At 60.5% G+C, this 23,366-nt stretch carries 23 protein-coding genes; 12 read left to right on the forward strand and 11 right to left on the reverse strand.

The window, feature by feature from the left end; genetic code table 11:
* Window positions 1-54 precede the first annotated feature (54 nt).
* The 3 genes from HU743_RS01510 to rimK are packed head-to-tail and all read left to right on the forward strand — an operon-like array spanning window position 55 to window position 2,232.
* A complete protein-coding gene (locus tag HU743_RS01510; protein ID WP_186646380.1) occupies window positions 55-834 on the forward strand; it encodes an EAL domain-containing protein in 780 nt (259 codons plus the stop codon).
* Between the two features lie 34 nt (window positions 835-868).
* The gene (locus HU743_RS01515; protein ID WP_186548710.1) at window positions 869-1,330 is read left to right on the forward strand and encodes an ATP-dependent zinc protease; all 462 of its coding nucleotides are present in this window, start codon (window positions 869-871) and stop codon (window positions 1,328-1,330) included.
* Complete coding sequence (rimK, locus tag HU743_RS01520) at window positions 1,327-2,232, forward strand: 30S ribosomal protein S6--L-glutamate ligase (RefSeq protein WP_007949201.1); 906 nt, start codon at window positions 1,327-1,329, stop codon at window positions 2,230-2,232. Before HU743_RS01515 ends, rimK begins: the two co-directional genes overlap by 4 nt.
* Before the next feature lie 69 nt (window positions 2,233-2,301).
* Here the strand turns inward: rimK and HU743_RS01525 are convergent, their stop codons facing one another.
* The 5 genes from HU743_RS01525 to HU743_RS01540 all read right to left on the reverse strand — a co-directional run bounded on the left by HU743_RS01525 (window position 2,302) and on the right by HU743_RS01540 (window position 6,908).
* On the reverse strand, window positions 2,302-2,703 hold the full coding sequence (locus tag HU743_RS01525; protein ID WP_186619399.1) for a biopolymer transporter ExbD: 402 nt from the start codon (window positions 2,701-2,703) through the stop codon (window positions 2,302-2,304).
* 1 nt (window position 2,704) lies between these two features.
* Entirely contained in the window at window positions 2,705-3,430 is a 726-nt protein-coding gene (locus HU743_RS01530; RefSeq protein ID WP_186619398.1) for a MotA/TolQ/ExbB proton channel family protein, read from the reverse strand.
* A gap of 45 nt (window positions 3,431-3,475) precedes the next feature.
* Window positions 3,476-4,273 (reverse strand): energy transducer TonB, encoded by a 798-nt coding sequence (locus tag HU743_RS01535; RefSeq protein WP_186646382.1) that lies wholly within the window; start codon window positions 4,271-4,273, stop codon window positions 3,476-3,478.
* Between the two features lie 143 nt (window positions 4,274-4,416).
* Window positions 4,417-4,548 carry a hypothetical protein gene (locus tag HU743_RS27330; protein WP_273507953.1) on the reverse strand — a complete coding sequence of 44 codons (132 nt, stop codon included), beginning with the start codon at window positions 4,546-4,548 and terminating at the stop codon, window positions 4,417-4,419.
* A complete protein-coding gene (locus HU743_RS01540) occupies window positions 4,548-6,908 on the reverse strand; it encodes a TonB-dependent receptor (RefSeq protein ID WP_186646384.1) in 2,361 nt (786 codons plus the stop codon). Before HU743_RS01540 ends, HU743_RS27330 begins: the two co-directional genes overlap by 1 nt.
* Before the next feature lie 165 nt (window positions 6,909-7,073).
* On the opposite strand from HU743_RS01540, the gene HU743_RS01545 reads away from it, so the two are divergent.
* Together HU743_RS01545 and HU743_RS01550 are read left to right on the forward strand one after the other, a co-directional pair.
* On the forward strand, window positions 7,074-8,018 hold the full coding sequence (locus HU743_RS01545) for a LysR family transcriptional regulator (RefSeq protein WP_186632115.1): 945 nt from the start codon (window positions 7,074-7,076) through the stop codon (window positions 8,016-8,018).
* A gap of 190 nt (window positions 8,019-8,208) precedes the next feature.
* Window positions 8,209-9,825 (forward strand): alkaline phosphatase family protein, encoded by a 1,617-nt coding sequence (locus HU743_RS01550; RefSeq protein ID WP_186646386.1) that lies wholly within the window; start codon window positions 8,209-8,211, stop codon window positions 9,823-9,825.
* 107 nt (window positions 9,826-9,932) lie between these two features.
* Here HU743_RS01550 and HU743_RS01555 read toward each other — a convergent pair whose 3' ends face one another.
* Window positions 9,933-10,853, reverse strand: a complete 921-nt coding sequence (locus HU743_RS01555; RefSeq protein ID WP_186646388.1) for a TauD/TfdA family dioxygenase — start codon at window positions 10,851-10,853, stop codon at window positions 9,933-9,935.
* Between the two features lie 182 nt (window positions 10,854-11,035).
* On the opposite strand from HU743_RS01555, the gene HU743_RS01560 reads away from it, so the two are divergent.
* Complete coding sequence (locus tag HU743_RS01560) at window positions 11,036-11,956, forward strand: LysR family transcriptional regulator (RefSeq protein ID WP_186646389.1); 921 nt, start codon at window positions 11,036-11,038, stop codon at window positions 11,954-11,956.
* Window positions 11,957-12,052: 96 nt separating this feature from the next.
* Here HU743_RS01560 and HU743_RS01565 read toward each other — a convergent pair whose 3' ends face one another.
* Window positions 12,053-13,066, reverse strand: coding sequence for an ABC transporter substrate-binding protein (locus tag HU743_RS01565; RefSeq protein WP_186646398.1), 1,014 nt, complete (start codon window positions 13,064-13,066; stop codon window positions 12,053-12,055).
* 398 nt (window positions 13,067-13,464) lie between these two features.
* Here HU743_RS01565 and HU743_RS01570 point away from each other — a divergent pair, with 398 nt between their 5' ends.
* Genes HU743_RS01570 through HU743_RS01580 form a run of 3 tightly spaced genes read left to right on the forward strand, consistent with a single transcriptional unit; the run spans window position 13,465 to window position 17,500 of the window.
* A complete protein-coding gene (locus HU743_RS01570) occupies window positions 13,465-15,063 on the forward strand; it encodes an ABC transporter permease subunit (RefSeq protein ID WP_186646400.1) in 1,599 nt (532 codons plus the stop codon).
* Window positions 15,060-15,875 carry an ABC transporter ATP-binding protein gene (locus tag HU743_RS01575; RefSeq protein WP_186548577.1) on the forward strand — a complete coding sequence of 272 codons (816 nt, stop codon included), beginning with the start codon at window positions 15,060-15,062 and terminating at the stop codon, window positions 15,873-15,875. Before HU743_RS01570 ends, HU743_RS01575 begins: the two co-directional genes overlap by 4 nt.
* A gap of 14 nt (window positions 15,876-15,889) precedes the next feature.
* Entirely contained in the window at window positions 15,890-17,500 is a 1,611-nt protein-coding gene (locus tag HU743_RS01580) for an arylsulfatase (protein WP_186646402.1), read from the forward strand.
* 105 nt (window positions 17,501-17,605) lie between these two features.
* Here HU743_RS01580 and HU743_RS01585 read toward each other — a convergent pair whose 3' ends face one another.
* Window positions 17,606-18,679, reverse strand: a complete 1,074-nt coding sequence (locus tag HU743_RS01585) for a fatty acid desaturase (protein WP_186646404.1) — start codon at window positions 18,677-18,679, stop codon at window positions 17,606-17,608.
* Window positions 18,680-18,779: 100 nt separating this feature from the next.
* Between HU743_RS01585 and HU743_RS01590 the strand changes: the two genes are divergently transcribed.
* Complete coding sequence (locus tag HU743_RS01590; protein WP_186646412.1) at window positions 18,780-19,784, forward strand: AraC family transcriptional regulator; 1,005 nt, start codon at window positions 18,780-18,782, stop codon at window positions 19,782-19,784.
* 35 nt (window positions 19,785-19,819) lie between these two features.
* On the opposite strand, the gene HU743_RS01595 is transcribed toward HU743_RS01590, so the two are convergent.
* The 3 genes from HU743_RS01595 to HU743_RS01605 form a co-directional block, all read right to left on the reverse strand.
* Window positions 19,820-20,065 (reverse strand): helix-turn-helix transcriptional regulator, encoded by a 246-nt coding sequence (locus tag HU743_RS01595; protein ID WP_186632139.1) that lies wholly within the window; start codon window positions 20,063-20,065, stop codon window positions 19,820-19,822.
* A gap of 107 nt (window positions 20,066-20,172) precedes the next feature.
* Window positions 20,173-21,561: a heavy metal sensor histidine kinase gene (locus HU743_RS01600; protein WP_186646414.1), complete on the reverse strand. Its 1,389-nt coding sequence runs from the start codon at window positions 21,559-21,561 to the stop codon at window positions 20,173-20,175.
* Entirely contained in the window at window positions 21,551-22,231 is a 681-nt protein-coding gene (locus HU743_RS01605; RefSeq protein WP_186548591.1) for a heavy metal response regulator transcription factor, read from the reverse strand. Before HU743_RS01605 ends, HU743_RS01600 begins: the two co-directional genes overlap by 11 nt.
* A 136-nt stretch (window positions 22,232-22,367) precedes the next feature.
* Between HU743_RS01605 and HU743_RS01610 the strand changes: the two genes are divergently transcribed.
* Together HU743_RS01610 and uraH are read left to right on the forward strand one after the other, a co-directional pair.
* Window positions 22,368-22,853, forward strand: coding sequence for a heme-binding protein (locus tag HU743_RS01610; protein ID WP_186646416.1), 486 nt, complete (start codon window positions 22,368-22,370; stop codon window positions 22,851-22,853).
* 11 nt (window positions 22,854-22,864) lie between these two features.
* On the forward strand, window positions 22,865-23,275 hold the full coding sequence (uraH, locus tag HU743_RS01615) for a hydroxyisourate hydrolase (protein WP_186548595.1): 411 nt from the start codon (window positions 22,865-22,867) through the stop codon (window positions 23,273-23,275).
* Window positions 23,276-23,366 lie beyond the last annotated feature (91 nt).

A 23,366-nucleotide genomic window follows, 5' to 3' on the forward strand; every position in this document is an offset into this window, starting at 1 on the left:
CAGCCCTCCAGATAAACTGTGATCTTCGCCGCCTGAGCGGCCTGGAGTGACCAAGTGACCCGATTTCCTTCTTCCTTAACCTCGCCCCAAAACGGCTGCCAAGGCTGCCAGGAAAGCGAGCCACTGCACTTCGATTTCGCCTTCGCCTATCAACCTATCGTTGACCTGCGCGACCAGTCCGTATTTGCCCATGAGGCATTGGTCCGGGGCGTGGCGGGCGAAGGCGCACTGTCGGTGTTAAATCAGGTTACAGAAGACAACCGCTACCGTTTCGACCAGCTCTGCCGGACCCGCGCCATCGAAGGTGCGGCCAGTCTTAATATGCAGACACACTTGTCGATCAACTTTTTGCCCAACGCCGTCTACCGTCCAGAGCTGTGCATCCGCAGCACGCTGGAGGCCGCCAGAAAACACAACTTTCCGATCAACCGACTGATTTTCGAAAGCGTGGAAAGCGAGCATGTAGATAATTATCGCCATTTGACCAATATTCTGCGTGAATACCGCGAATTCGGCTTCAAGACCGCCATCGACGATTTCGGTGCCGGTTATTCGGGGCTCAATCTGCTGGCTGATTTCCAACCGGACCTGATCAAACTCGACATGGCGCTGATTCGCAATGTCGACCAAGACCGTGTCCGTCAGGCGATCGTACGGGGGATTGTCACAATCTGTGCGGAGTTGAACGTTACAGTCATTGCCGAAGGCATCGAGAGCGCCGGGGAACGGGATTTTCTGGCGGACTGTGGAATATTTCTGATGCAGGGTTACTGGTTCGCCAAACCTGCATTCAAAGCCTTGGCCCAGGTGCCATCCGAGGCCTGGACGCGTTAACCGTTGGTTATTTTCATTGAAGACATTTGATCATTTGACCGTTGTCGGTCTGCGCGAGTGGGTGGCGCTCCCGGGTCTGGGAGTCGCCGGTCTGCGCGCGAAGATCGACACCGGTGCCAGTACCTCCAGCCTGCACGCCACTGACATCGAGCCGTTCGAGCGCGACGGTGAAAAGTGGGTGCGTTTCACCGCGCATCTGGGCACGGTGGTGCAATTGCGTCACCGGCGTTGCGAAGCGCCGCTGGTCACGCGCAAGACCATTAAAAGCTCCAACGGCCATGCGCAAGTGCGCTACGTGATCAGCACCACCCTGGCCCTCGGCGACCGGGTCTGGCCGGTCGAGTTCACCCTTGCCTGCCGCAAGTCCATGCGCTATCGCCTGCTGCTGGGTTCCAAAGCCTTGATCGATGGTCAGTTGGTGGTCAATCCGGGCATCAAATATGTACAAGACAAGCCGGTGTTCCCGGTATCTACCTTTTCCACAGGTGTTGCATGAAGATCGCTGTGCTGTCGCGAAACCCGCGTCTGTATTCCACCCGCCGTCTGGTTGAAGCCGGAACCGAGCGCGGGCATGAAATGGTGGTGATCGACACCTTGCGCGCCTACATGAACATCGCCAGCCACAAGCCGCAGATCCACTACCGCGGCAAACCGCTGGAAGGTTTCGACGCGGTGATTCCGCGGATCGGTGCATCGGTGACGTTTTATGGCTGCGCGGTGTTGCGCCAGTTCGAAATGATGGGGGTGTTCCCGCTCAACGAGTCGGTAGCCATCGCCCGCTCACGGGACAAATTGCGTTCGCTGCAACTGCTGTCGCGCCGCGGCATCGGTCTGCCGGTAACCGGTTTTGCCCACTCGCCGGACGATATTCCCGACCTGATCGACATGGTCAACGGCGCACCGCTGGTGATCAAAGTGCTGGAAGGCACCCAAGGCATCGGCGTGGTGCTGTGCGAAACCGCGACGGCGGCAGAGTCAGTGATCGAGGCCTTCATGGGCCTGAAGCAAAACATCATGGTCCAGGAATACATCAAGGAAGCTGGCGGTGCGGACATCCGTTGCTTCGTCGTCGGCGACAAGGTGATTGCAGCGATGAAACGCCAGGCCAAACCGGGTGAATTCCGCTCCAACCTGCACCGTGGCGGCAGCGCCAGCCTGATCAAGATCACTCCGGAAGAACGCATGACTGCGTTGCGCGCAGCCAAGGTCATGGGCCTGGCGGTGGCGGGGGTGGATATCCTGCGCTCCAATCACGGGCCGCTGGTCATGGAGGTGAATTCGTCGCCGGGCCTTGAAGGGATCGAGACCACCACCGGGAAAAATGTGGCGGGGATCATCATCGAGCACCTGGAGAAGAATGGCGGGCCGAACATGACGCGCACCAAGGGCAAAGGCTGAGGCCTGGCAACAGATAAAAAAAGGGCCGCACCCTGCCAAGGAGACGGCCCCGGAAAATCGTCAATCCTGTTACCGCGCAGTAATCACCGACAACTTGGTGATCCCGGCGCGCTCGATCGAAGCCATGGCTCGCGCCACTTCGCCGTAGTTCACCCCGTCATCGGCCTGCAACTGCACGCGCACTTGCGGGTCCTTGGCCTTCGCCGACTGGAGACTCAACTCCAACAAGTCCGGCTGAATCTCATCCTTGTTGATAAACAGCTTGCCGGCAGCGTCAATGCTCACCACCAGCGGATCCTTTTGCTCAACCGGCGCGACCGCCTCGGTCTTCGGCAAGTTGATCGGTATCGCATTGGTCAGCAGCGGCGCGGTGACGATAAACACCACCAGCAGCACCAGCATCACGTCCACCAACGGCGTCACGTTGATCTCGCTAAGCACCTCGTCGCTGTCTTGCGTGGAGAAGGCCATATCAGGACGCCTCCTTCACTTTCGTTGCGTTGCCCGGCGCTGCAACCTTGTGCGCAGTCGGGTGGATCAGCACCCGGAATGCACTCTTCTGCGCCAGGCTGTAGAAGTCGTGGGCGAAGTCATCAAGATCCGCCGCGGTCAGTTTCAAACGCCGTAAAAAGTAGTTGTAAACCAGCACCGCCGGCACCGCGACGGCGATACCCACACCGGTCGCAACCAGTGCCGCACCGATCGGGCCGGCCACGGTCTCGAGGCTCGCCGAACCGGCCGCGCTGATGCCCTTCAATGCCTCCATGATTCCCCACACCGTGCCGAACAGACCAATGAACGGCGAGGTGCTACCAATACTTGCGACGACTGCCAGACCAGTTTCCAGCGAACGTCGCTCACGCACGATCTGCTGGCGCAAGGCGCGTTCCAGGCGATCCTGATGGTTGATCGCCTGGCTCAGATCACTGGTCTGCGGCGCCTCGCCCACCTGTATCGCCGCATACCCGGCCTGAGCCACCCGTGCCGCGGCGCCGGGCCGGGTTTCGCTCAGTTCGGCGGCAGCGTCCAGACTCGACGCCGCCCAGAAGCGCTTGTGGAACTGGCGGTCCTGCGCTTTCAGGCGCCCGAACTGCACAGCCTTGAGCAACGCCAGACCCCAGGTGGCGACGGAAAATACCACCAGCAGCCAGATCACCGCGCTTTCGATGGATTCCAGTGGAGATGCCAGTAACGTCATGATGTGTTCCCTCGTGTAAACATTTCGCGCGAATTTGGTTTCGGTTTAATGAATCTTGAAATCGATGGGCACGCTGACCCAGCCGTTCTGGGCGACATCACCCTGCTTGGCCGGAACGAAACTCCAACGCTTTACGGCGTTGAGCGCGGCGTCGTCGAGTTGCTGCCGGCCACTGCTTTTTGCGATCTGGATTTCGCCCGGTTTACCGCTGGCCAGCACGTGAATCCGTAACAACACCGTGCCTTCCCAACCGCGACGCTGGGCCAGCGACGGGTATTCCGGCGCCGGGTTTTTCAGGTACGCAGCGTTGGCTGATGCCGGCGTCACGGGTGGTGGCGCGGGTGGAGCTGGCGCGGCGACCGGCGCTGCCGGTTTCGGTGGTGCTGGCGGTTGCTCTACCGCTTTCTGCGCTGGTTTAGGCGCAGGTTTAACCACAGGTTTGGGTTTCGGGATCGGCTTGGGCGGAGGCGGTTTCACCGCCAACTCGTCCTCCACCGGCGCTGGCGGCTCGACCACAGGCGCCGGTGGCGGCACGACGGCCGGAGGCGCTGGTGGTGCCGGGCGTGAAAATTCGATAGTCATCGGTGGAATTTCCGGCGGCACGACGGGTAGCACCGGTGTCGGTTTCTGGCTGATCCAGTAGATCACCGCGCCATGCACGACCAACGCGAGCACGCCAAGCAAAAGGGTTTCGCGCCGACTCAAAATCCCCTTGGGCACACGCTGCAAACGCAACTGCCCTAACGGCAGGCGGTGCGGCCGGCCGAGATCGACCAGTTCGCCAATCGGCGATTGACGCCACAGCAATTCCCCTGCGCTGGCGGCGGTCTGGACATTGCCCATTGATTCACTCCCTGCGGTCTTTTGCGTTCGCTACAAAAACTGTCGATCCACCGTTTGTTGAATTCCCCACGGTCGATTGACGAGTCGATCATTGGGCCTTTCGCTTATCTCCGAAAGTAACCTTTGACGTTATAGCTAGGCCTTTATGGAATAAAAAACCGGTCATTTTTGCCAAAGCCGCACGCCGCGCGGGCTGCAGCGATGGCTGAAAAACCAGATGCTTTGCAGGCATCGAAAGTATTCACTCGCGGCATCAAAAAACCGGCATCGCTCATCAGAAGTCATAGCGGCCGGTGACGCCAAGGGTCCGCGGCGTACCGAGCAGGCCTTCATAGCCGCCGTTGCCGCCCGTCCACAGGGTCGTGTAGTAGGTTTTGTCGAAGGCGTTTTTCAGCCACAGCGACACGTCCCACTGCCCCTGATTGAAATCGCCGCGCAGGCCCGTGGAGAAGTTGACCACGGCGTAGCTGGGGATCTGGCCGTAATCGGAATCCTCGACCGTGCCCACCGCTTTGGAGCGGAACGCATAACTGCCGGTGACATAAGGCTCGAAGCCGTTATCGAGGTTCCATTTGTATTCGCCGTTGGCGTTGGCGATCCATTTCGACGCGCCGACCACTTGATGACCGCTGAGGTCGCAGGAGGCCGGTGCGCCAGGGGCCTGGCTGACTTCAGGCGGGCACGGCGCATCTTTGTAGGAGAGATAGCTGACGTCGTTATAGGAGCCGTTGAAATTCAGGGTCAGGCCACGCAGCGGCACCACCGTGCTTTCGAACTCGATGCCGCGCGAGCGCACCGAACCGGCGTTGGTCAGGTACTGCACGCGGTTCGCGGCGTCGTAGGCGTTGGTCTGGTAGGCGTTGACCTGCGTCCAGAACACGTTGGCGTTGAGTTGCAGTCGGTGATCCCACAGGGTGCTTTTGAAACCGAGTTCGGCGTTATTTGCGCGTTCGGTACCGATCAACAGCGAGTCGGCGCCAGCAGTCGGTGCAGAGCCGACGGCAAGGTTGACCCCGCCGGATTTTTCGCCGTGGGACAGCGTTGCGTAACCGAGCACGTCGTCGGTGATGCGATAGCTCAGATTGAGCAGACCGGAGGGGCTGGAGCTGTACTGATTCAAGTCACCGGAATCGTAGGCGCCGGCACGCCCCCGGCGCGCATTGGCTGCCGCGCCCGCCACCGCCACACCGCCGACCGGCGCGTTGCGGCTGACCCAGGCGTTTTTCTCTTCATAAGTGCCACGCACCCCGGCGGTGAAGTCCAGACGCTCGGTCAGGTGCCAGGTGCCTTGGGCAAACAGGGCGAAACTGTCGGTCTTGATATGCCCATTGCCGACACTGGTGACATTGGCCAAGGCGCCTGCCGGCGTGCCGTTCCAGATATCGGCCTGCGGGCCGTACCAGGCGAAGGATTTGTTGTCCAGGTCCGAGCCGAAATAGTAGGCGCCGACGACATAATCGAAGAACTCGCCCTTGGGCGAGGCCAGGCGAAATTCCTGTGAATACTGTTTGTCTTCCACCGACACCCCGGCGTTGTAACTGGCCGGCACGTTGAGGCCGTCGTCGTTGCGCGGAGTGAAGTTCCAAAAGCGATAGGAACTGATCGAGGTCAGGGTGAAGTCGCTCGGCAGCGTCCAGTTCGCTTCTACCGAAGTGCCGCCCTGATGCACGGTAACGTGCTGCTCGTTGTCGAGATTGACCTTGCGGTGCCGGCCGTTGACCAGCGTTGCCCCGGCCGCGTTGGCCCGCGATTCATATAGATTGACGCCGTTGATGGTCGGCCCGGTGTTGTAGAGCACGCGGGTGCCTGCACTGGAATCTTCTTCGTTGTAATCGCCGATCCAGCGCAGATTGAAATCTTCATTGGGCTTGAACAGCAACTGCGCACGGAAGCCCTCGCGCGAACCGCCGTTGAGGTCATGACCGTCGTATTCATTTTTGATGTCGCCGTCACTGCGCGTGCGATAAGCGGAAAAGCGTCCCGCCAGTTGATCGTTGAGCGGTCCGGAAATCGTGCCCTTGGTCTGAAAATGACCGTCCTCGCCCACCGATGTTTCGATGCTGCGCTCAGGCGTGAAGCTGGGCGCGCGGGTACTGATGTTGATCACCCCGGCAGTGGTGTTTTTGCCGAACAGCGTGCCCTGCGGCCCACGCAGAACTTCGAGCTGTTCGATGTCCATCAGATCGAACACCGCCATCCCCGGGCGCCCCAGATAAACGTTATCGATGTACAAGCCGACGCTGCCTTCCAGTCCATCACTGGCCGGGTTGTTACCCAGACCACGGATCGACACGCTGGACTGGCGCGCGTGCATGTAGGCAACGTTGACGCTGGGCACCAGTTGCTGCAAATCCTGAATGCGGTAGACCCGTTGCGCCTCCAGGTTCTGCCCGCTGACCACGCTCATCGGCGTCGGCACGTCTTGTGAACTTTCCTCGCGGCGACGGGTGGTGACGGTCACGGTTTCCAGCTGCGAACTGTTGGCCGCCGCCTTACCTGCCGGGACCGGCGGCGGGTTTTCGGCCTCGGCAGCAAAACCGTGGGTCCAACTGGCGCTGCCTGCCAGCAACAGGGCCAGAGGCAGGCGTTTGAGCCGTCGGGGTGATGGGGGTGACACGAGGTTCAACGGACTCATGGCGCGGCTCCTGGTCAAAAAACACACAGACACCTTCAGCGCTGCATATTCTTTTGAGTTATTTATTTATGGATTTACAAATATTTACTGCATAAGAGATTGCCTTTATAAGGAGTCGACCTAATGCATATCCAATGCATTTCCCGGATATTTTTCATGTGAAAAATGCATATCGATCTGCGCCAACTTCGTCACTTCATCGCCCTGGCTGAACAACGCAGCTTCGTCGCTGGCGCACAGGCGGTGAACCTGTCGCAATCGGCGTTCAGCCGCAGTATTCAGGCGCTGGAACACAGCGTTGGCTGCCAGTTGGTCGACCGTGGGCGCAAGGAATTACCGCCGACCAAACAGGGTCAGGTGCTGCTCGAACATGCGCGGCGACTGGTCAGCGGCGCGCAACAAATGGCCAACGAGATCAGCCAATTCAATGGGCTTGAAGCCGGAGAATTACGCTTCGGTTGTGGGCCGGCGCCGGCAGCCGGATTGATTCCGCGCGCGATTGGCGCCTTCATTGGCCGTTACCCGAAAGCGCGCGTGCAGTTCCAGGTCGATGACTGGCAGAGCCTGAGCAAACGCTTGCTGAGCGAAGAGTTCGAGTTCTTCGTCGCCGACACCCGGCAATTCGAGGCAGACCCGGATTACCTGACGCACCGATTGCGGCCGCGCAAATGGCATTTCTGCTGCCGCGCCGGGCATCCGCTGGCGGCGTTTGCACGCGTCAGCGCCGAGCAGTTGATGAGTTATCCACTGGCAGTGAGCATTCGTCCGCCGAACCTGCGCAAGGTCATCGTCGACCTCAGCGGCCGCCCGGACTTCACGCCCAGCGTAGAGTGCGAAAACAGCTCCAGCCTGTTGAGCGTGGTACTGCGTTCGGAGGCGATCGGGATTGTCGGCGCTTATTCCGATGCGCTGCATCTGGCCAAGGCTGAGCTGGTGTGCCTGAAGATCGAAGGCCTGGCCGATGATCTTGAGGAGCTGTACACCCGCTATGGGATCGTCAGCCGCGCGGGGTATCGATTGTCGCCGTTGGCCGAGGCGATGATTGAGCAGATCAAGGCGATTGATGCGATGGATGAGGAGGTGTGTTCGCTGGAGAATTTTGCTGTTTGATCTATTGCTATCGCGAGCAGGCTCACTCCTACAGGTGACCGCGTTCCAATTGTAGGAGTGAGCCTGCTCGCGATGGCGGCAGCCTTGGCACCAATGCAATCGCTGCATAAATCGCATTCCTCAAATGCACTTGCCGAACACCCCCACCGAAAGCGAAAACCCTCACCTGTCCCATTGACCGGTGAACCCCATGCCCACCTCGCCCAATCCCGTGCGCAACGTGCTCTACATCATGTGCGATCAACTGCGCCGCGATTACCTGTCCTGCTACGGCCACCCGCATCTGCACACGCCCAACATCGACCGACTCGCTGCTGAAGGTGTGCGCTTTTCCCGCGCTTATACCCAAGGCACGATCTGCGGCCCGTCGCGGATGTCGGCTTACACCGGGCGCTACGTCAGCAGCCATCAGGTGGCGTGGAATGCCGTGCCGTTGCCATTGGATGAACTGACGATTGGCGATTATCTGCGTCCCCACGGGATTCGTACCGCGCTGGTCGGCAAGACCCATGCGACAGCAAATGTCGACGCCCTGCAGCGTCTGACGATCGACCCTGGAAGCGATCAAGCCACCATCCTCAACGAAGTCGGTTTTGAACCGTACATGCGCCATGACGGCATCTATCCCGACGATCCGCTGTTTGACGAAAAACGCGAATCCGCGCCTTACACCCACTATCTGCGCGAACACGGTTTCGACGGGCGCAATCCTTGGCACGACTGGGCCAACGCCGCCGAAGGCGAAGATGGCGAAATCCTAAGCGGCTGGAAAATGCGTCATGCGAATTTGCCAGCACGTATTCCCGAGCAACACTCGGAGACCGTCTACACTACAAATCGCGCCATCGACTTCATCACCGAGCAAGGCGAGAAATCATGGTGTTTACACCTCTCGTACATCAAACCGCATTGGCCCTACATCGTACCGGCACCGTACCATGCGCTGTACAGTACGAAATCGATTCTCCAGCCGATCCGCGCGACGCCCTCCGAAGCCAGCAATCACCCCGTCTACACTGCCTTTCGCCTGCATGAGGAAAGCCTCAATTTTTCCCGCGATTCAGTACGATTAAAGGTAATCCCCACCTACATGGGCCTGGTCAAGCAAGTGGATGATCAGTTGGGGAAGCTGCTGGATTTTTTGCAGAGCAACGGGCGCTGGGAGGACACCTTGATCGTGTTCACCAGCGATCACGGCGACTTTCTTGGCGATCACTGGCTCGGCGAAAAGGAGTTTTTGCTGGAACAGGCTGTGGGTGTGCCGCTGATCGTGCGCGATCCGCGGGCAGCGGCGGATGTCACTCGCGGCACAGTGGATGAGCGCTTGGTGGAAACCATAGACGCGCTGCCGACATTTCTTCAGGCGCTGGGATTACCGGAGGCCGAGCACCGGCTCGAAGGGCGCTCGTTGATACCGCTGCTGCTGGGCGAGAATCCGGATTGGCGCCGCTATGCAATCAGTGAATACGACTACGCTTTCCAGGCCCCGGCGCGCGAACGCCTCGGCCAGCCAATCGACCGCTGCCGCATGACCATGGTGCGCAGCGAGCGCTGGAAATACCTGGTGTACGACGGTTTTCGACCGCAACTGTTTGACCTGCTGAATGATCCGCAGGAGTTGCGCGATCTGGGGGATGACCCAACGTACGCGGCGGTGCGCGAGGAGCATCTGGGGTATCTGTTTGAGTGGACGCGCGGGTTGAAGCGGCGTACGACGATCAGCCATGAAGAGATCGATTTGCGCGGGCAGCGGTTTCGTTATGGTGAGCCTGAAAGCGAGAAGGTCGTTCAGATCGGCGTGTGGTAAACGTCCTTCGCGAGCAGGCTCGCTCCCACAGGGTTTGGCGTCGATCACATCCGTTGTGTTCGACAAAAATCCACTGTGGGAGCGAGCCTGCTCGCGAAGAGGCCCGATCAGACGCCGCCAATATCCGCGCCTTTGATGGTCTGACTGCGCTGCCCATTCACGCCCACCGGCACCTCGCCCTTCAGCGTCACCCGGCGCACCACGCGATCCTGGGTGCCGTAATCATCAATCGCATAATGCTGCGTCGAGCGGTTATCCCAGATTGCCACATCACCAGCCTTCCAGCGCCAGCGCACGGTGTTTTCCTGGCGGATCACATGGCTTTGCAGCAAGCCGAACAGGTGCGCCGAATCCGCCTGCGAATAGCCCTTGATGCGCTTGACGAAATGCCCCAGCAGCAGGCTTTTTTCGCCGCTGACGGGGTGCACGCGCACCACTGGATGCTCGGTCTCGTAGACCGTGGAGGTGAACACCTTGCGATAACGCTCGAGTTTTTCTGCCGATACATCCGGTTTGGCGCTGGCGTAGTCGTATTCGTTGCTGTGCACGGCGACGAGTTTGTCGGCCAGTTCACGCAACTCGCTCGGCAAGCCGCTGTACGCCGTCGCGGTGTTCGCCCAAAGGGTATCGCCGCCAAAGGCCGGGGCGACCACCGAACGCAGGATCGAGGCTTTCGGGTAAGCGTCAACGAAGGTCACGTCGGTGTGCCAGGAGTTGGCGCGCTGCCCTTCGGCGCCATCCAGCTCAAGCAGATAACGCGTGCCTTCGCGCGAAGGGACCGTCGGATGCGCCACCGGCTCGCCGAGCAGATGAGCGAAGGCTTCCTGGCGCTGATCGTCGAGCTGAGTCTGCTCGCGGAAGAACAGCACTTTGTATTCGACCAGCGCCTGTTGAATCGCTTCGACAGTGGCCGCGTCCAGCTCACCGGACAGGTGCACACCGCGAATCTCGGCGCCGATACGGCCGGCCACAGGGTGAATGTTCAGCGTGTGGAGAGCGGGTTTTACAGCGAGTGCGGCATTGCTCATGGGGAAGACCCTCATCGACTGCTTGCGGTTGAACGGCAGCGAAACAACGCTCTATCTATATTCCATTTACATCTAATAGATATTTGCATGCTTCGTTGACGGAATAAGAGCTTGCATTTAAAACCTCAAGCAACCCTCGTCGCAAATGCCTTCGAGCTATTTTTAGGATGCCGGAAAAGCATATGGATCTTCGCCAGTTGCGCTACTTCATCGCCCTCAACGAGCACCGCAGTTTTGTCCGTGCGGCAGACGCGATGGGCATCACCCAACCGGCGTTCAGCCGCAGCATTCAAGGGCTTGAGCAGGAGTTCGGCTGCGTATTGATCGATCGCGGCAACAAGGATTTGCGCCCGACGCCAGAAGGTCAGGTCGTGCTGCAACACGCCCTGACCCTGGTGCAGGGCGCGGCGTTGCTCAGCGCCGAGGTGACGCAAATGACCAAGCTCGATGCCGGCGAAGTGCACTTCGGTTGCGGCCCGGCGCCAGCGGTGAAACTGGTGCCGGATGCGGTGGCGCAGTTCATCAACGCACACCCGAAAGTACGCACCTGCTTCCAGGTGGATAACTGGGAAAAACTCAGCCGAGCGCTGAGCCGCGAAGAGATCGAATTCTTCATCGCCGACATCCGCCACTTCGAGGCCGATCCGAACTTTCAGACCCAACCACTGACGCCCAAGCGCGGGGTGTTTTTCTGCCGGCCGGGGCACCCGTTGCTGGCCAAGGAAAGCCTGTCGACCAACGACATGTTCGACTATCCGCTGGCCGCCACGCTGATTCCGCCGGGCATTCGCAAACTGCTGGCGAACCTCAGCGGGCGCATCGATTTTTCGCCAACCATCGAAACCGAGCACTTTCCGGCACTGGTCAAAGTCGTGCTGCAATCCAATGCGATCGGTGTCGGCACTGAGGAGGCATTTGTCGAGGATGTCGCCAAGGGTTCGCTGGTGTTATTGCACTGGCGCAACCTGCCACAAAACCTTGAGAGCATGAACGCACGCTGCGGCATCGTCAGCCGCACCGGGTTTCGTCTGTCACCGGCGGCCCGGGCGATGATCGAGACGTTGGTGGCGGTGGATCGCCAGGAAGATCGCGTTGCTGTTTAGAATGCCATCGCGAGCAGGCTCACTCCTACAGGGGGAACGCATTCCAGATGTAGGAGTGAGCCTGCTCGCGATAGCGCCAGACCAGACGCCGAAAATTCAAAGTTGCGCTGCAGAGAGCTCAGGCGCAACCCAATCACTGACCTTGAACGGTTTGCGAATCAGCTTCTGCTGCGCCGCCAGGTCGACCTTGTCCTGCAGGCTGCTGAGGAACACCGGGTCCAGCGTCGAGGGGAAAATCTCGCTCAGATTCTGATCTTTCAGATCCTGAGCGAGGATCACTGGCGGATAGCTCGCCAGCCCCGACACCAACTGTACATAGGCGTCTTTGTTGCTGTCCTGAGTCAGCCATTGCACAGCCTGTTGTTGCGCCTTGAGCAGTCTGGCGATGACTTCAGGGTGCGCGTCGACAAACTTGCCGTTGCCGAGCAAAACCGCCTGCACGCTACCGGCGCCGCCAAGGTCTTTGGTGTTGAGCGGCAACTCCGCCAGGCCTTTGGCTTGCAAAGCACTCAAAGCGGAACTGCCCCACGACGCATCGATCTGTCTGGCCGCGAGCGCCGACACCGCTGCGTTGAAATCCAGATTGATGACTTTCACATCCTTCTCGCTCAAGCCCTGGCTCGCCAGCGCCGCATCGAACGACAGCTGCGTCGCCGTTCCACGGAAGATCGCCACGCGTTTGCCTTTGAGATCCTGCAGGGTCTTGATTCCCGAACCCGGCACCACGCCAAGGTATTGCTTGACGCCGCGCGCGGACGCGCTTAGCAAGCGCGTGTCAAGGCCATTCGATTTGCCGATGATCGCGGCGAGATCACCGAGGTAGGCCAGATCCACCTGGCCATTGGCAAACGCCTCGTTGATCACCGGTCCGGCGCCCTTGAAGAAGCTCCACTGAATCTTGATGCCCTGCTCAACGAAGGCCTTTTCGAAGATCTGCTGATCGCGCAACACATCGACGATACCGCCGCCGCTGTGCTGCGTACCGGCGCTGAGGTCGGGCACGGCGATGCGAATCTCCTTGAGCTCCTCGGCTTGCGCGTTGAGCGTAAGCAAGCCTGCCAGTGCCGGGGCGGCCAACAGGCTGATGACACGTTTGAAGGGAAGGTTCATGGGTGCGGCTCCTTGATCGCTGAGAAGCCGAAAGTAGGCTGAATGCGCACCTTCACTTAAATACTATATATGCACATTTTTATAGTTTTTTGCGCTAAGCAAGCGTAACCGGGGGCTGTAGCGGCGTATGCATTAAGGACATCGAAAATATTCTTCGAATGCATTGGATGCGCGTCGCCCTGGAAGCCTTAAATGGGCTTGCTTATCTCTTAATAGAATTGATTTGAATTTTGTTAGACCAATATTGCATACCCGCACGTCACCTGTGGGAGCGGGCTTGCTCGCGAAGACCCTGTGCCATCCACCATCACTGGCACCTGACACTACGCCTTCGTGAGCAAGCCCACTCCCACAGATGCAAAGCGGTTCGCCATGCAACCCGACAACGGAGGTCACCCATGGCCCGTCAATCCCTGCTCAGCCTGCCCCTGACCGCGCCACCGCTGAAAAGCCGCCGCTCCTGGCCAAGTCTGAACCAGCGTCTGTTGCCCTGGCTGCTGCCCGTCAGTCTTTTTGCCCTGTGGTGGCTGGCCGCGCGCAATCAATGGATGAGCGAGCAGATTCTGCCGACGCCATCGCTGGTCTGGAGCAGTGCCGTGGAGCTCGCGCAAGGCGAGTTATGGAGTCATTTGTGGGTCAGCCTGCAACGACTGTTTTGGGGTTTGCTTGCAGGTATTTCGGCAGGCTCGATTCTGGGGGCCACGCTGGGGTTCAGTCGGCGTCTGGAGCGCTTGATTTTCCCGACCTTCGCCGGGTTGGCGCAGGTGCCGACGCTGGCATGGATTCCGCTGTTCATGGTGTTTTTCGGCATCGGAGAAGTGTTGAAACTGGTGGTGTTGATCAAAGCCATCGTCGTACCGGTGACGTTGCACACGCTGGTCGGCGTGCGCGATGCGCAACCAAAACTGCGCGAAGCCGCCGCGGTGTTGCGCCTGCCGCCGCGTCTGTTGATTCGTCGGCTGGTACTTCCTGCTGCGCTGCCGGCGTTCATGGCCGGTGTACGTCTGGCACTCGCCGCCGGCTGGACATCGCTGCTGGCGGTCGAGCTGCTCGCCTCCAGCGAAGGTATCGGTTACCTGATGGTCTGGGCGCGGCAGCTGTTCATGCTCGATATCGTGTTCGTGTGCATCGTGATCATCGGGCTGATCGGCGTGGCCATGGATCGCGGCATCGGTTTGCTTGACCGTAAACTGGTGCACTGGCCACATCCGGCCACCGCGGAAATTCGCCGCGGCCCGCGTTATCAGGGCTGGCAGCGCCTGCAGCCGTGGCTGCTGCCACTGGGCTTGCTGGCGCTGTGGCAGGTGGCGAATGATCAGCAGTGGGTCGACGCGAATATTCTGGTCAGCCCTGTGGCCGTGGTGAGCACGACATGGGATGGCCTGCTCGACGGCACGCTGGCCAACGGCATGGCGTTGAGTTTGAGCCGCACCCTCGGCGGCTTGCTGCTCGGTGGCGGACTCGGTTTCGCCCTGGGCCTGCTGCTGGGACTGTCGCGTTTGAGCGAACGCTTGCTCGGCCCGACCCTTGCCGCGTTGCGCCAGATCGCGATTTTCGCCTGGGTGCCGCTGCTCACGGCGTGGTTCGGTCTCGGTGAGTTGGCCAAATGGGTATTCGTCGCCCTCGCCGGGTTTTTTCCGCTGTTTATCGCCACCCAGCGCAGCGTCGCCAACCTGTCGCCGCAGCTCAACGAAGCGGCGCAAGTGCTGCGCCTGAGCCTCGGCCAGCGCCTGCGTCGGCTGGTGCTGCCGGGCGCTGCGCCGGGGATTTTCGCCGGACTCAGGCTAAGCCTGATTTACGCCTGGCTTGGCACCATCGGCGCCGAATATTTCATGCCGTCCAACGGCGGCATCGGCAGCCAGATGATCGGCGCACAGCAACTGCTGCGCATGGATCTGATCATGGCCGGCATGCTCTTGGTCGGCTTCACCGGCGCCTTGCTCAACCTGATTGGCCAACGCCTGGAAATTCGCGCCACTCGCTGGAGACACGCATGAACGCACCGATTGTCAGCTTCAACCACGTAGGCAAATCCTTCGACGTCGACGGTTTCGAGCTGGAGGCCATTCGTGAATTCAACCTGGACATCGCCGAGGGCGAATTCGTCGCCATCGTCGGCTCAAGCGGCTGCGGCAAATCCACCCTGCTGCGGTTGCTGGTCGGCCTCGACACGCAGTTTCGCGGGCAGATCGACGTCGATGGCAAAGCCGTCAGCGGCATCGGCGGCGAGCGCGGCATCGTCTTTCAGGAGCACCGTTTGTTTCCCTGGCTGACCGTTGCCGACAACATCGGCCTGGGCCTGGTCAACGAGCCGCTGAGTGCGGCGCAAAAGCAACAGCGCATCAGCGATTTCATCGATCTGGTCGGCCTGCGCGACTTTACCCGCGCTTACCCGCATCAGCTCTCCGGCGGCATGGCGCAGCGCGTGGCAATTGCCCGAGGCCTGGTCGCCAGCCCGAGGATCCTGCTGCTCGACGAGCCCTTCGGCGCCCTCGATGCACTGACCCGCCAGCAAATGCAGGACGAGCTGCTGGCGATCCGCGAACGAGCAAAAATCACCACAATCCTGGTGACCCATGATGTCGAGGAAGCGATTTTTCTTGCCGACCGCGTGGTGGTGATGGAGCCGCGCCCCGGGCGGATCAAGCAAGTGGTCGACATCGCCCTGCCCCATCCACGTCAGCGCAGCAGTTTCGACTTCCATCAACTGCGCGAAGAACTGCTGCACGAACTGACCAATGATGACCATTACCAACCGAGCGCACCGGTGCAGATCCGCGATCTGCCGCTGACGTTCATTGCCTGCTGAACAGGAGTTCCGCCATGCCGCAACGCCCCAATTTTCTGGTGATTCTGGCCGACGATTTAGGCTTCTCCGACATCGGTGCGTTCGGCGGCGAAATCGCCACGCCGAACCTCGATGCCCTGGCCCACAATGGCCTGCGCCTGACCGACTTTCACACCGCACCGACCTGCTCGCCGACGCGCTCGATGCTGCTGACCGGCACCGATCACCACATCGCCGGCATCGGCACCATGGCCGAAGCACTCACTCCGGAACTGATCGGCAAACCCGGTTACGAGGGTTACCTCAATGACCGCGTCGTCGCCTTGCCCGAACTGCTGCGCGAGGCCGGTTATCAGACGTTGATGAGTGGCAAATGGCACTTGGGTCTGAAGGCTGAACTGGCGCCCCATGCACGCGGCTTCGAGCGCTCGTTTTCGCTGCTGCCGGGCGCCGCCAACCATTATGGTTTCGAGCCGACCTACGATGAACAAACACCGGGCCTGCTGAAATCGACACCGGCGCTGTACATCGAGGACGATCAATTTCTCGACGAGTTGCCCAAGGATTTCTATTCGTCCGATGCCTTCGGCGACAAGCTGCTGCAATACCTCAAGGAGCGCGACCAGACCCGACCATTCTTTGCTTATCTGCCATTCTCCGCGCCGCACTGGCCGTTGCAGGCACCCGCCGACATCGTCGAGAAATACCGCGGTCGCTATGACGCCGGCCCCGAAGTGCTGCGCCTCGAACGCCTGGAAAAACTCAAGGCTCTGGGGCTGATCGAGGCGGATGTCGAACCGCATCCGCTGATCCAGCTCAGTGCGCAGTGGGACGCATTGAGCAAAGAGCAAAAGCAGATTTGCGCGCGGGCAATGGAAGTCTACGCGGCGATGGTCGAACGCATGGACTGGAACATCGGCCGGGTCGTCGATTACCTGCGCCAGCAGGGCCAGCTCGATAACACCTTCATTCTGTTCATGTCCGATAACGGTGCCGAAGGCGCGCTGCTCGAAGCGTTTCCCAAGTTCGGCCCGGAGCTGATGACCTACCTCAACCAGCATTACGACAACAGCCTCGATAACATCGGCCGGGCCAACTCCTACGTCTGGTACGGGCCAAACTGGGCGCAGGTAGCGACCGCTCCGTCGCGGCTGTTCAAGGCGTTTACAACCGAGGGCGGGATTCGTGTACCGGCGCTGCTGCACTATCCGCAGTTGCCGCTCAAAGGGCAGATCAGCCACGGCTTCGGTACGGTGATGGACATCACACCGACCATTCTCGATCTGGCCGGCGTGCGCCATCCCGGCAAACAGTGGAAAGGCAAAGCGGTGGCGCCGTTACGTGGCAAGTCGTGGCTGGGCTTTTTGTCCGGCGAGACCGCGCAGGTGCATGACGAACACACGGTGACGGGTTGGGAATTGTTCGGGCGCCGCGCGATTCGCCAAGGGTCGTGGAAAGCGGTGTGGATCCCCGGGCCGGTGGGGCCGGCGAACTGGCAGCTTTATGATCTGGCGAGTGACCCGGGTGAGATTCATGACTTGGCGTTGAGTCAGCCGGACAAGCTCGATGCATTGATCGGGCATTGGCAGCGCTATGTGGAAGAGACCGGGGTGATCCTGAGTGCTTCGCCGTTTCAGCCGGATTGATGGTGACCGATTTATAGCTATCGCGAGCAGGCTCACTCCTACAACTGGAATGCATTCCCCCTGTAGGAGTGAGCCTGCTCGCGAAGAGGTCTTCGCAGTCACCTATTACGCTCGGACTGTACGCACCTCTTCCTGCACAACGGCATCCCGCCGCACAAACCGGTTCGCCCGCCCAAACGTGCCGAAATCATTAAATCGCACCCCCATCTCGCGCATCACCTTGTGCGCCACCGGCACGGTCATCTGGCGGATGTAAAACGGCTCCTTGACGACGAAATGATGAATCCCGTGACTGCTGCCAAAGTTGAAGCAGAACGCCTGCAACGGCCACAGCCACCACGGGTTCAACACCTGACATTGCTGCAACACATTGCCCGGTTCGATATCGCCGTAATAATGCATGTTCGAGCTGATGAAATGCAGGCAGAAGGTGCGCAGCACGTTCGGGCCGATGATCACCACCACCGCGATATCGACCACCTGCATGACCGACAACGTGGTGGCGGACCACTCGATTGGCGCGCCCAGCAGGTAGCCGATGCCGTTGGCCGCGTGAAACCCGAGAAACACATACCACGCGCCCCAATGCAGCAGCGCCAGCGGTGCGTAGACTTTCACAACGCGCTTGAGAATGCTCAGCTTGTGCGCCCAGGTCTTGGCCCGCAGCATGCGAATGAACGCTGACATGACGTTATCACCGACCATCAGCAGCCGCGCCAATCCCCACGGCTCACCGTTGGTGATCGCGCGTTCTTCCATGTCGGCTTCGGTGCCGGACACCTTGTGGTGATTGAGGTGCAGATGGCGACGAATCCACGGGTTGATCGTGCTCGGTCGCGCCAGCCACACCAGGCCCATCATCAGATTGTGCGGCACGCGTTGCTTGCGGAAATACATGCTGTGGATCAAGTCGTGCTCAAGCTCATGGGTCAGCGAAGCGAAAAACGCGTTGAGCAACAGGCACACCCACCACGCCATGTGGCCCGTGATGTACAGCGCCGCCGAACCGATCATGCCGGCCAGGGCGAAAGCCAGTATTCCCGCGCCGAGGGCATCCTGATGCCGCAGAATCGGATAACGCTCACGCAATTCCACGCCCTTGGCCAGCACCACCTCGCGAATATGCGCCGATCGCAGCACAGCATTGTGTCGCTGGGGACTTGCAGAAGTACCGTCCATGCTCCCATCCTCTGGTTATCGATGTCCGCATCCTGCCTCGGCCGGGTTCGAAACGCGGTAGCCGAGCACGCCAACCTGTTGACCGGAAGCGCCAATCAGCATGAAGGAACCGACCTCCCTCGCCAGCTGGACCCGTGCCTTGCGCAAGCAACTCGACGCGCTGGGGCTGGACAGTCTTGCCCTGTGCCAACAGGCCGGACTCGATCCGGCGTTGATGGACGACCCCAACGCGCGCTACCCGCTGTCCGGCACCACGCGCCTCTGGGCGCTCGCCGTCGAAGCCAGCGGCGACCCGGCCCTGGGCCTGCGCGTGTCACGTTTTGTCAGCCCGACCACCTTCCACGCGCTGGGTTATGCGCTGGTGGCCAGCGGTAGCTTGCGCGAGGTGTTTGAACGGATCGTGCGTTATCACCCGGTGGTCAGCGATGCGCTGGAGCTTGAGCTGAGCCGCAACGCCGACCGCTATCAATTTCGCCTGAATATTCCCTCAGGCAATCCGGCACCGGCCTTTGAAGCCATCGATGCGTTCACCGCAATCTACGTGCGCACCTGCCGCAATCGCCTCGGTCGCGACTACGCGCCACTGGCGGTCTATCTGCGCCGCCCGGAGCCGAGCGACGCCCAGCAATGGCACAAAGTCTTCCGCGCCCCCGTGCATTTCGGCTGCAGCGAAGATCGCCTGGAGTTTGCCCTCGCCGACTTTGACAGCCACCTCGACGACGCCAACCCGGAACTGGCCGAACACAACGAAGCCGTGCTCAAACGCACCATGGCCCAGCTCAAACCGCTGACCTGGGAACGCAAGGTGCGCGATGCCATTGAAGAACAATTACCCGAAGGCGAACCGAGCGCCGAACGCATCGCCCAGGCCTTGCACCTGAGCCTGCGCAGCCTGCAACGGCATCTGGCGGATGAGGGTTGCCGCTTCGACACCCTGCTCAACGAAAGCCGCGAGAATCTGGCGCTGCTGCACCTGCGCGATCCGCAGTGCTCGTTGAGTGAGGTCAGCTATCTTCTGGGGTTCGCCGACACCAGCAGCTTCAGCCGCGCGTTCAAGCGCTGGACGGGGATGACGCCGGGGCAGTTTCGGGATGGGTTGCGTTGAGTTTCAATCAGCGAGATATGAGTCGGTGAAAGGACTCAAGTGTGAAAATTTTCCTTCTTGAGCATATCGAGTGTAGGACGGGCTGGTCGACGAACCGCGTCTAGCACATAGCCGAAGCCATTCAAGATCACCTCTACCTTACGCAGACCAATGTCAGAGACCGTGTTGTTCTCGATGCCGGAGATGGTCGCGCGACTCATACCGTACTTCAGAGCGAGGGCTTGCTGAGACAACCCATTCGCCTTTCGAAGGGTTCTGATTAATTTGCCTATGTTTTCCATCTGAGCCGCCTGCATTATTTACGATGCATTTTTTTATTTTCAGCCGACATGCATTCTATTGAATGCATTTCTTGCGAAAAACTGACCATTATCTTTCTTTCAAATTATCAACGTCGTATCAAAAACCCCAACTCAAACACCGTCCCCGCCACATCACTCCTCACCCGCACCCGCCCGCCATGCAACTGCATGATCGACTGCACGATCGCCAACCCCAACCCGCCCGAATCCCCCGGTTCCGCCCGCGAGGGGTCGACGCGATAAAAGCGGTCGAACAGTTTGTCCAGATGCTCCGGCGCAATTGCCGGGCCGTGGTTGTGTACTTGCAGCCAGCACATACCCGGTTCATCGCGGCGTTGCAGGCTGATCAGGGTGCCGGGATCGGCGTGGCGGACGGCGTTGGCCAGCAGGTTGCCGAGGGCGCGTTGTAGCAGTTGCTGGTCGGCGAGCAGTTCACCGTGCAGGCGGTTTTGCAGTTGGAGGCCGCGATCATCCGCCAAGGCTTCGAAGTAATCGCAGAGCTCGTCGCCGACGTTTTGCAGACTCAGGGTCTGCAGATTGAGCGCGCGTTCGGCCTGTTCGGCGCGGGCAAGGAACATCAGATTCTCGGCCATGCGCTTGAGCCGTTCGAATTCTTCCATGTTCGAGGCCAGCACTTCCTGATATTCCGCCGTGCTGCGCGGATGGTTCAAAGCCTGGCCGTTGCTGGCGAGCAAGGTGTGCAAAGGCGTGCGGATTTCGTGGGCGAGGTCGGCGGAGAACTGCGAGAGACGCTGCACGCTGTCGTCCAGCCGCGCGAGCATGGCGTTGAGCGCATGCACGGGTTCGCGCAGTTCTGTCGGCGTGCCTTCGACGGGCAGGCGTCGATCAAGGCTGCGCAAATCGATGCTGCGTACCGCTTCGCTCAACTGACGCAACGGTTGCAGCCCCCGGCGCAGCAAGAGCAATCCCAAGGCAAAGGCGAGCAGTGCGCCGAGGCCGACAGACAGATACAGACGCAGCCGATAACTGCCGAGCATCTGTTCGCGCTCGCTGAGGACTTTGCCGGCAATCACCGTCAGCCCTTCGCCGTTGGGGCCTTGGGCCTGGCCGGACAGCAACGCCAGTTCGGCACCGTCGCTGGCCTGCCAGGTGAACACGTCGCGGCGCTGCGGCATTTGTTCTCGCGGCAGCGCGTTCAGCGCTGGCAACTCGCGCTGACGCGGGTTGATTGCGATGACACTGGAGCCGTCAGCCCGACGCACCAGCAGCAGGCTGTCGAGGTTGCCAAGCATGTTCTGATACAGCCGTGGCCGCGCCTGCAAGGCGTCGAGGCTATCGCTGTCGGCGAGCAAGGCGCGCACTTGTTCGAGGCGACCGAGCAGGGCCATGTCGTCACGAAAGGCCAATTCCGAGGCCAGCGAGCGGTAGAGGAACACGCCAATTGCGCTCAGCACCAAGGCGCAGACCATAGCGAAGGCCAGCGCCAGGCGCCAGGCGATCGACTTACTCCGCATCGTCCGGCGCTTCCAGCTGATAGCCGACGCCGCGCACGGTGTGGATAAGTTTTGGCATGTACGGATCGTCGACCTTGGCGCGCAGACGACGCACGGCGACTTCAACCATGTTGGTATCGCTGTCGAAATTCAGGTTCCACACCTGCGAGGCAATCAGCGTACGCGAGAGCACTTCGCCCTGGCGGCTGGCGAGCAACTGCAACAGGGCGAACTCCTTGTTGGTCAGGGCAATGCGCTGGCCGCCGCGACTGACCCGGCGGCGCAGCACGTCGATTTCCAGGTCGGCGATGTTGTACGACTCGGCTTCACGCATCGGCCCGCGCCGCAGCAACGTGCGCACCCGCGCGAGCAATTCGGCGAAGGCGAAGGGTTTGAGCAAATAGTCGTCGGCGCCGAGTTCGAGGCCGCGCACGCGGTCTTCGATGGCATCTTTGGCGGTGAGAAACAGCACCGGCGTGGCGCCGCGCTGGCGGATCAATTGCAGCAATTGCCAGCCGTTGAGACCGGGCAGCATGACGTCGAGGATGATCAGGTCGTATTCCTGCTGTTCGATAAAATAACGGCCATCGAGGCCATTGAGCGCCACGTCCACGGCAAACCCGGACTCGCCCAGGCCCTTGGCGAGGAAATTGGCGGTTTTGGCTTCATCTTCTACAACCAGCAAACGCATGGCACACCTCGATTGATCAGGCACACAGGCTAGGCGTGTTCGGCGCCGTTGCCCATTACAAACTTGTAATCAGACTGACGAGGTTCTGACGAAGTGCGCCAGCTAAGGTGCAGGCCTTCCCATCCGGAGCCTGCACATGACCGTCAAATACCTTGTCGCCAGCCTGATGATCGGCCTCAGCGGCGCCGCCGTTGCCACGCCTGAACTGCCGCGCCACGCCGATCTCGACCTGAAAACCGCACGCTGGCTCGCCGATAAAGCGATGAGCAGTTGCACCGGCACGGTGTCGGTACTCGACCGTGGCGGCAACCTTCTGGTGACCCTGCGTGGCGATGGCGTCGGCCCGCACAACACCGCCGCCAGCCAGCGCAAGGCCTACACCGCGCTGTCGACCAAGACGCCGACGCGGCTGTTTGCCGAACGCGCCCGCAGCAACCCGGAAACCGCCAACCTCAACACCCTCGACGAGTTGCTGTTGCTGGGCGGCGGCATTCCGCTGTTCGCCGGCAGCGAACTGGTCGGCGCCATCGGCGTGGCCGGTTCCGGCGGCGGCGAGCAAGACGAAAACTGCGCCCTCGCCGCAGCCGACAAAGCCGGCCTGACCATCACCCGTTCCCACTAAGGAGATCCACCATGACCACCCTGCGCATGACCCTCGCCGCCCTCGGCCTGAGCGCTGTTTCAAGCCTGGCGCTGGCCGCCGGCAATCCGCTGAGCGTCCACGTGCTTAACCTGGAAAACGGCCTGCCGTCACCGGGCATCAACGTCACCCTGGAAAAACACGTCGGTGAGAACTGGCAACCGCTCGCGCAAGGCACCACCAACGAGCAAGGGCGGATCGCCGAACTGTTCCCGGCCAAACAGCCTTTCGAAGCGGGCGAATACCGCGTGGTGTTCAAGACCGGCGAGTACTACCAGAAGATCAGGCACGAGACGTTCTTCCCGGAAATTCCGGTGATCTTTCAGGTGAAGCAGACTGATCAGCACTACCACATCCCGCTGCTGCTCAGCCCGTATGGTTTCTCGACCTATCGCGGTTCCTGAGCCCCGCACAAATCCCCCTGTAGGAGTGAGCCTGCTCGCGAAGGGGGCAAAATAGGGATTCATTGAGGCAAAGCGGGGAAGGCGAAGCTCC

This window comes from Pseudomonas sp. SWRI99, assembly GCF_014270125.1.
In the GTDB taxonomy this organism is placed as follows: domain Bacteria; phylum Pseudomonadota; class Gammaproteobacteria; order Pseudomonadales; family Pseudomonadaceae; genus Aquipseudomonas; species Aquipseudomonas hamedanensis.

Excerpts from the sequence above, each read along its gene's own strand:
- HU743_RS01590 (WP_186646412.1), top strand. The coding sequence starts at position 18,780 with ATGAAGGAACCGACCTCCCTCGCCAGCTGGACCCGTGCCTTGCGCAAG.
- HU743_RS01560 (WP_186646389.1), top strand. The coding sequence starts at position 11,036 with ATGGATCTTCGCCAGTTGCGCTACTTCATCGCCCTCAACGAGCACCGC.
- HU743_RS01610 (WP_186646416.1), top strand. The coding sequence starts at position 22,368 with ATGACCGTCAAATACCTTGTCGCCAGCCTGATGATCGGCCTCAGCGGC.
- HU743_RS01550 (WP_186646386.1), top strand. The coding sequence starts at position 8,209 with ATGCCCACCTCGCCCAATCCCGTGCGCAACGTGCTCTACATCATGTGC.
- HU743_RS01530 (WP_186619398.1), bottom strand. The coding sequence starts at position 3,430 with ATGACGTTACTGGCATCTCCACTGGAATCCATCGAAAGCGCGGTGATC.
- rimK (WP_007949201.1), top strand. The coding sequence starts at position 1,327 with ATGAAGATCGCTGTGCTGTCGCGAAACCCGCGTCTGTATTCCACCCGC.
- HU743_RS01545 (WP_186632115.1), top strand. The coding sequence starts at position 7,074 with ATGCATATCGATCTGCGCCAACTTCGTCACTTCATCGCCCTGGCTGAA.
- HU743_RS27330 (WP_273507953.1), bottom strand. The coding sequence starts at position 4,548 with ATGAGCGATGCCGGTTTTTTGATGCCGCGAGTGAATACTTTCGATGCC.
- HU743_RS01595 (WP_186632139.1), bottom strand. The coding sequence starts at position 20,065 with ATGGAAAACATAGGCAAATTAATCAGAACCCTTCGAAAGGCGAATGGG.
- HU743_RS01555 (WP_186646388.1), bottom strand. The coding sequence starts at position 10,853 with ATGAGCAATGCCGCACTCGCTGTAAAACCCGCTCTCCACACGCTGAAC.
- uraH (WP_186548595.1), top strand. The coding sequence starts at position 22,865 with ATGACCACCCTGCGCATGACCCTCGCCGCCCTCGGCCTGAGCGCTGTT.
- HU743_RS01575 (WP_186548577.1), top strand. The coding sequence starts at position 15,060 with ATGAACGCACCGATTGTCAGCTTCAACCACGTAGGCAAATCCTTCGAC.
- HU743_RS01600 (WP_186646414.1), bottom strand. The coding sequence starts at position 21,561 with ATGCGGAGTAAGTCGATCGCCTGGCGCCTGGCGCTGGCCTTCGCTATG.
- HU743_RS01525 (WP_186619399.1), bottom strand. The coding sequence starts at position 2,703 with ATGGCCTTCTCCACGCAAGACAGCGACGAGGTGCTTAGCGAGATCAAC.
- HU743_RS01535 (WP_186646382.1), bottom strand. The coding sequence starts at position 4,273 with ATGGGCAATGTCCAGACCGCCGCCAGCGCAGGGGAATTGCTGTGGCGT.
- HU743_RS01570 (WP_186646400.1), top strand. The coding sequence starts at position 13,465 with ATGGCCCGTCAATCCCTGCTCAGCCTGCCCCTGACCGCGCCACCGCTG.
- HU743_RS01605 (WP_186548591.1), bottom strand. The coding sequence starts at position 22,231 with ATGCGTTTGCTGGTTGTAGAAGATGAAGCCAAAACCGCCAATTTCCTC.
- HU743_RS01580 (WP_186646402.1), top strand. The coding sequence starts at position 15,890 with ATGCCGCAACGCCCCAATTTTCTGGTGATTCTGGCCGACGATTTAGGC.
- HU743_RS01565 (WP_186646398.1), bottom strand. The coding sequence starts at position 13,066 with ATGAACCTTCCCTTCAAACGTGTCATCAGCCTGTTGGCCGCCCCGGCA.
- HU743_RS01540 (WP_186646384.1), bottom strand. The coding sequence starts at position 6,908 with ATGAGTCCGTTGAACCTCGTGTCACCCCCATCACCCCGACGGCTCAAA.
- HU743_RS01585 (WP_186646404.1), bottom strand. The coding sequence starts at position 18,679 with ATGGACGGTACTTCTGCAAGTCCCCAGCGACACAATGCTGTGCTGCGA.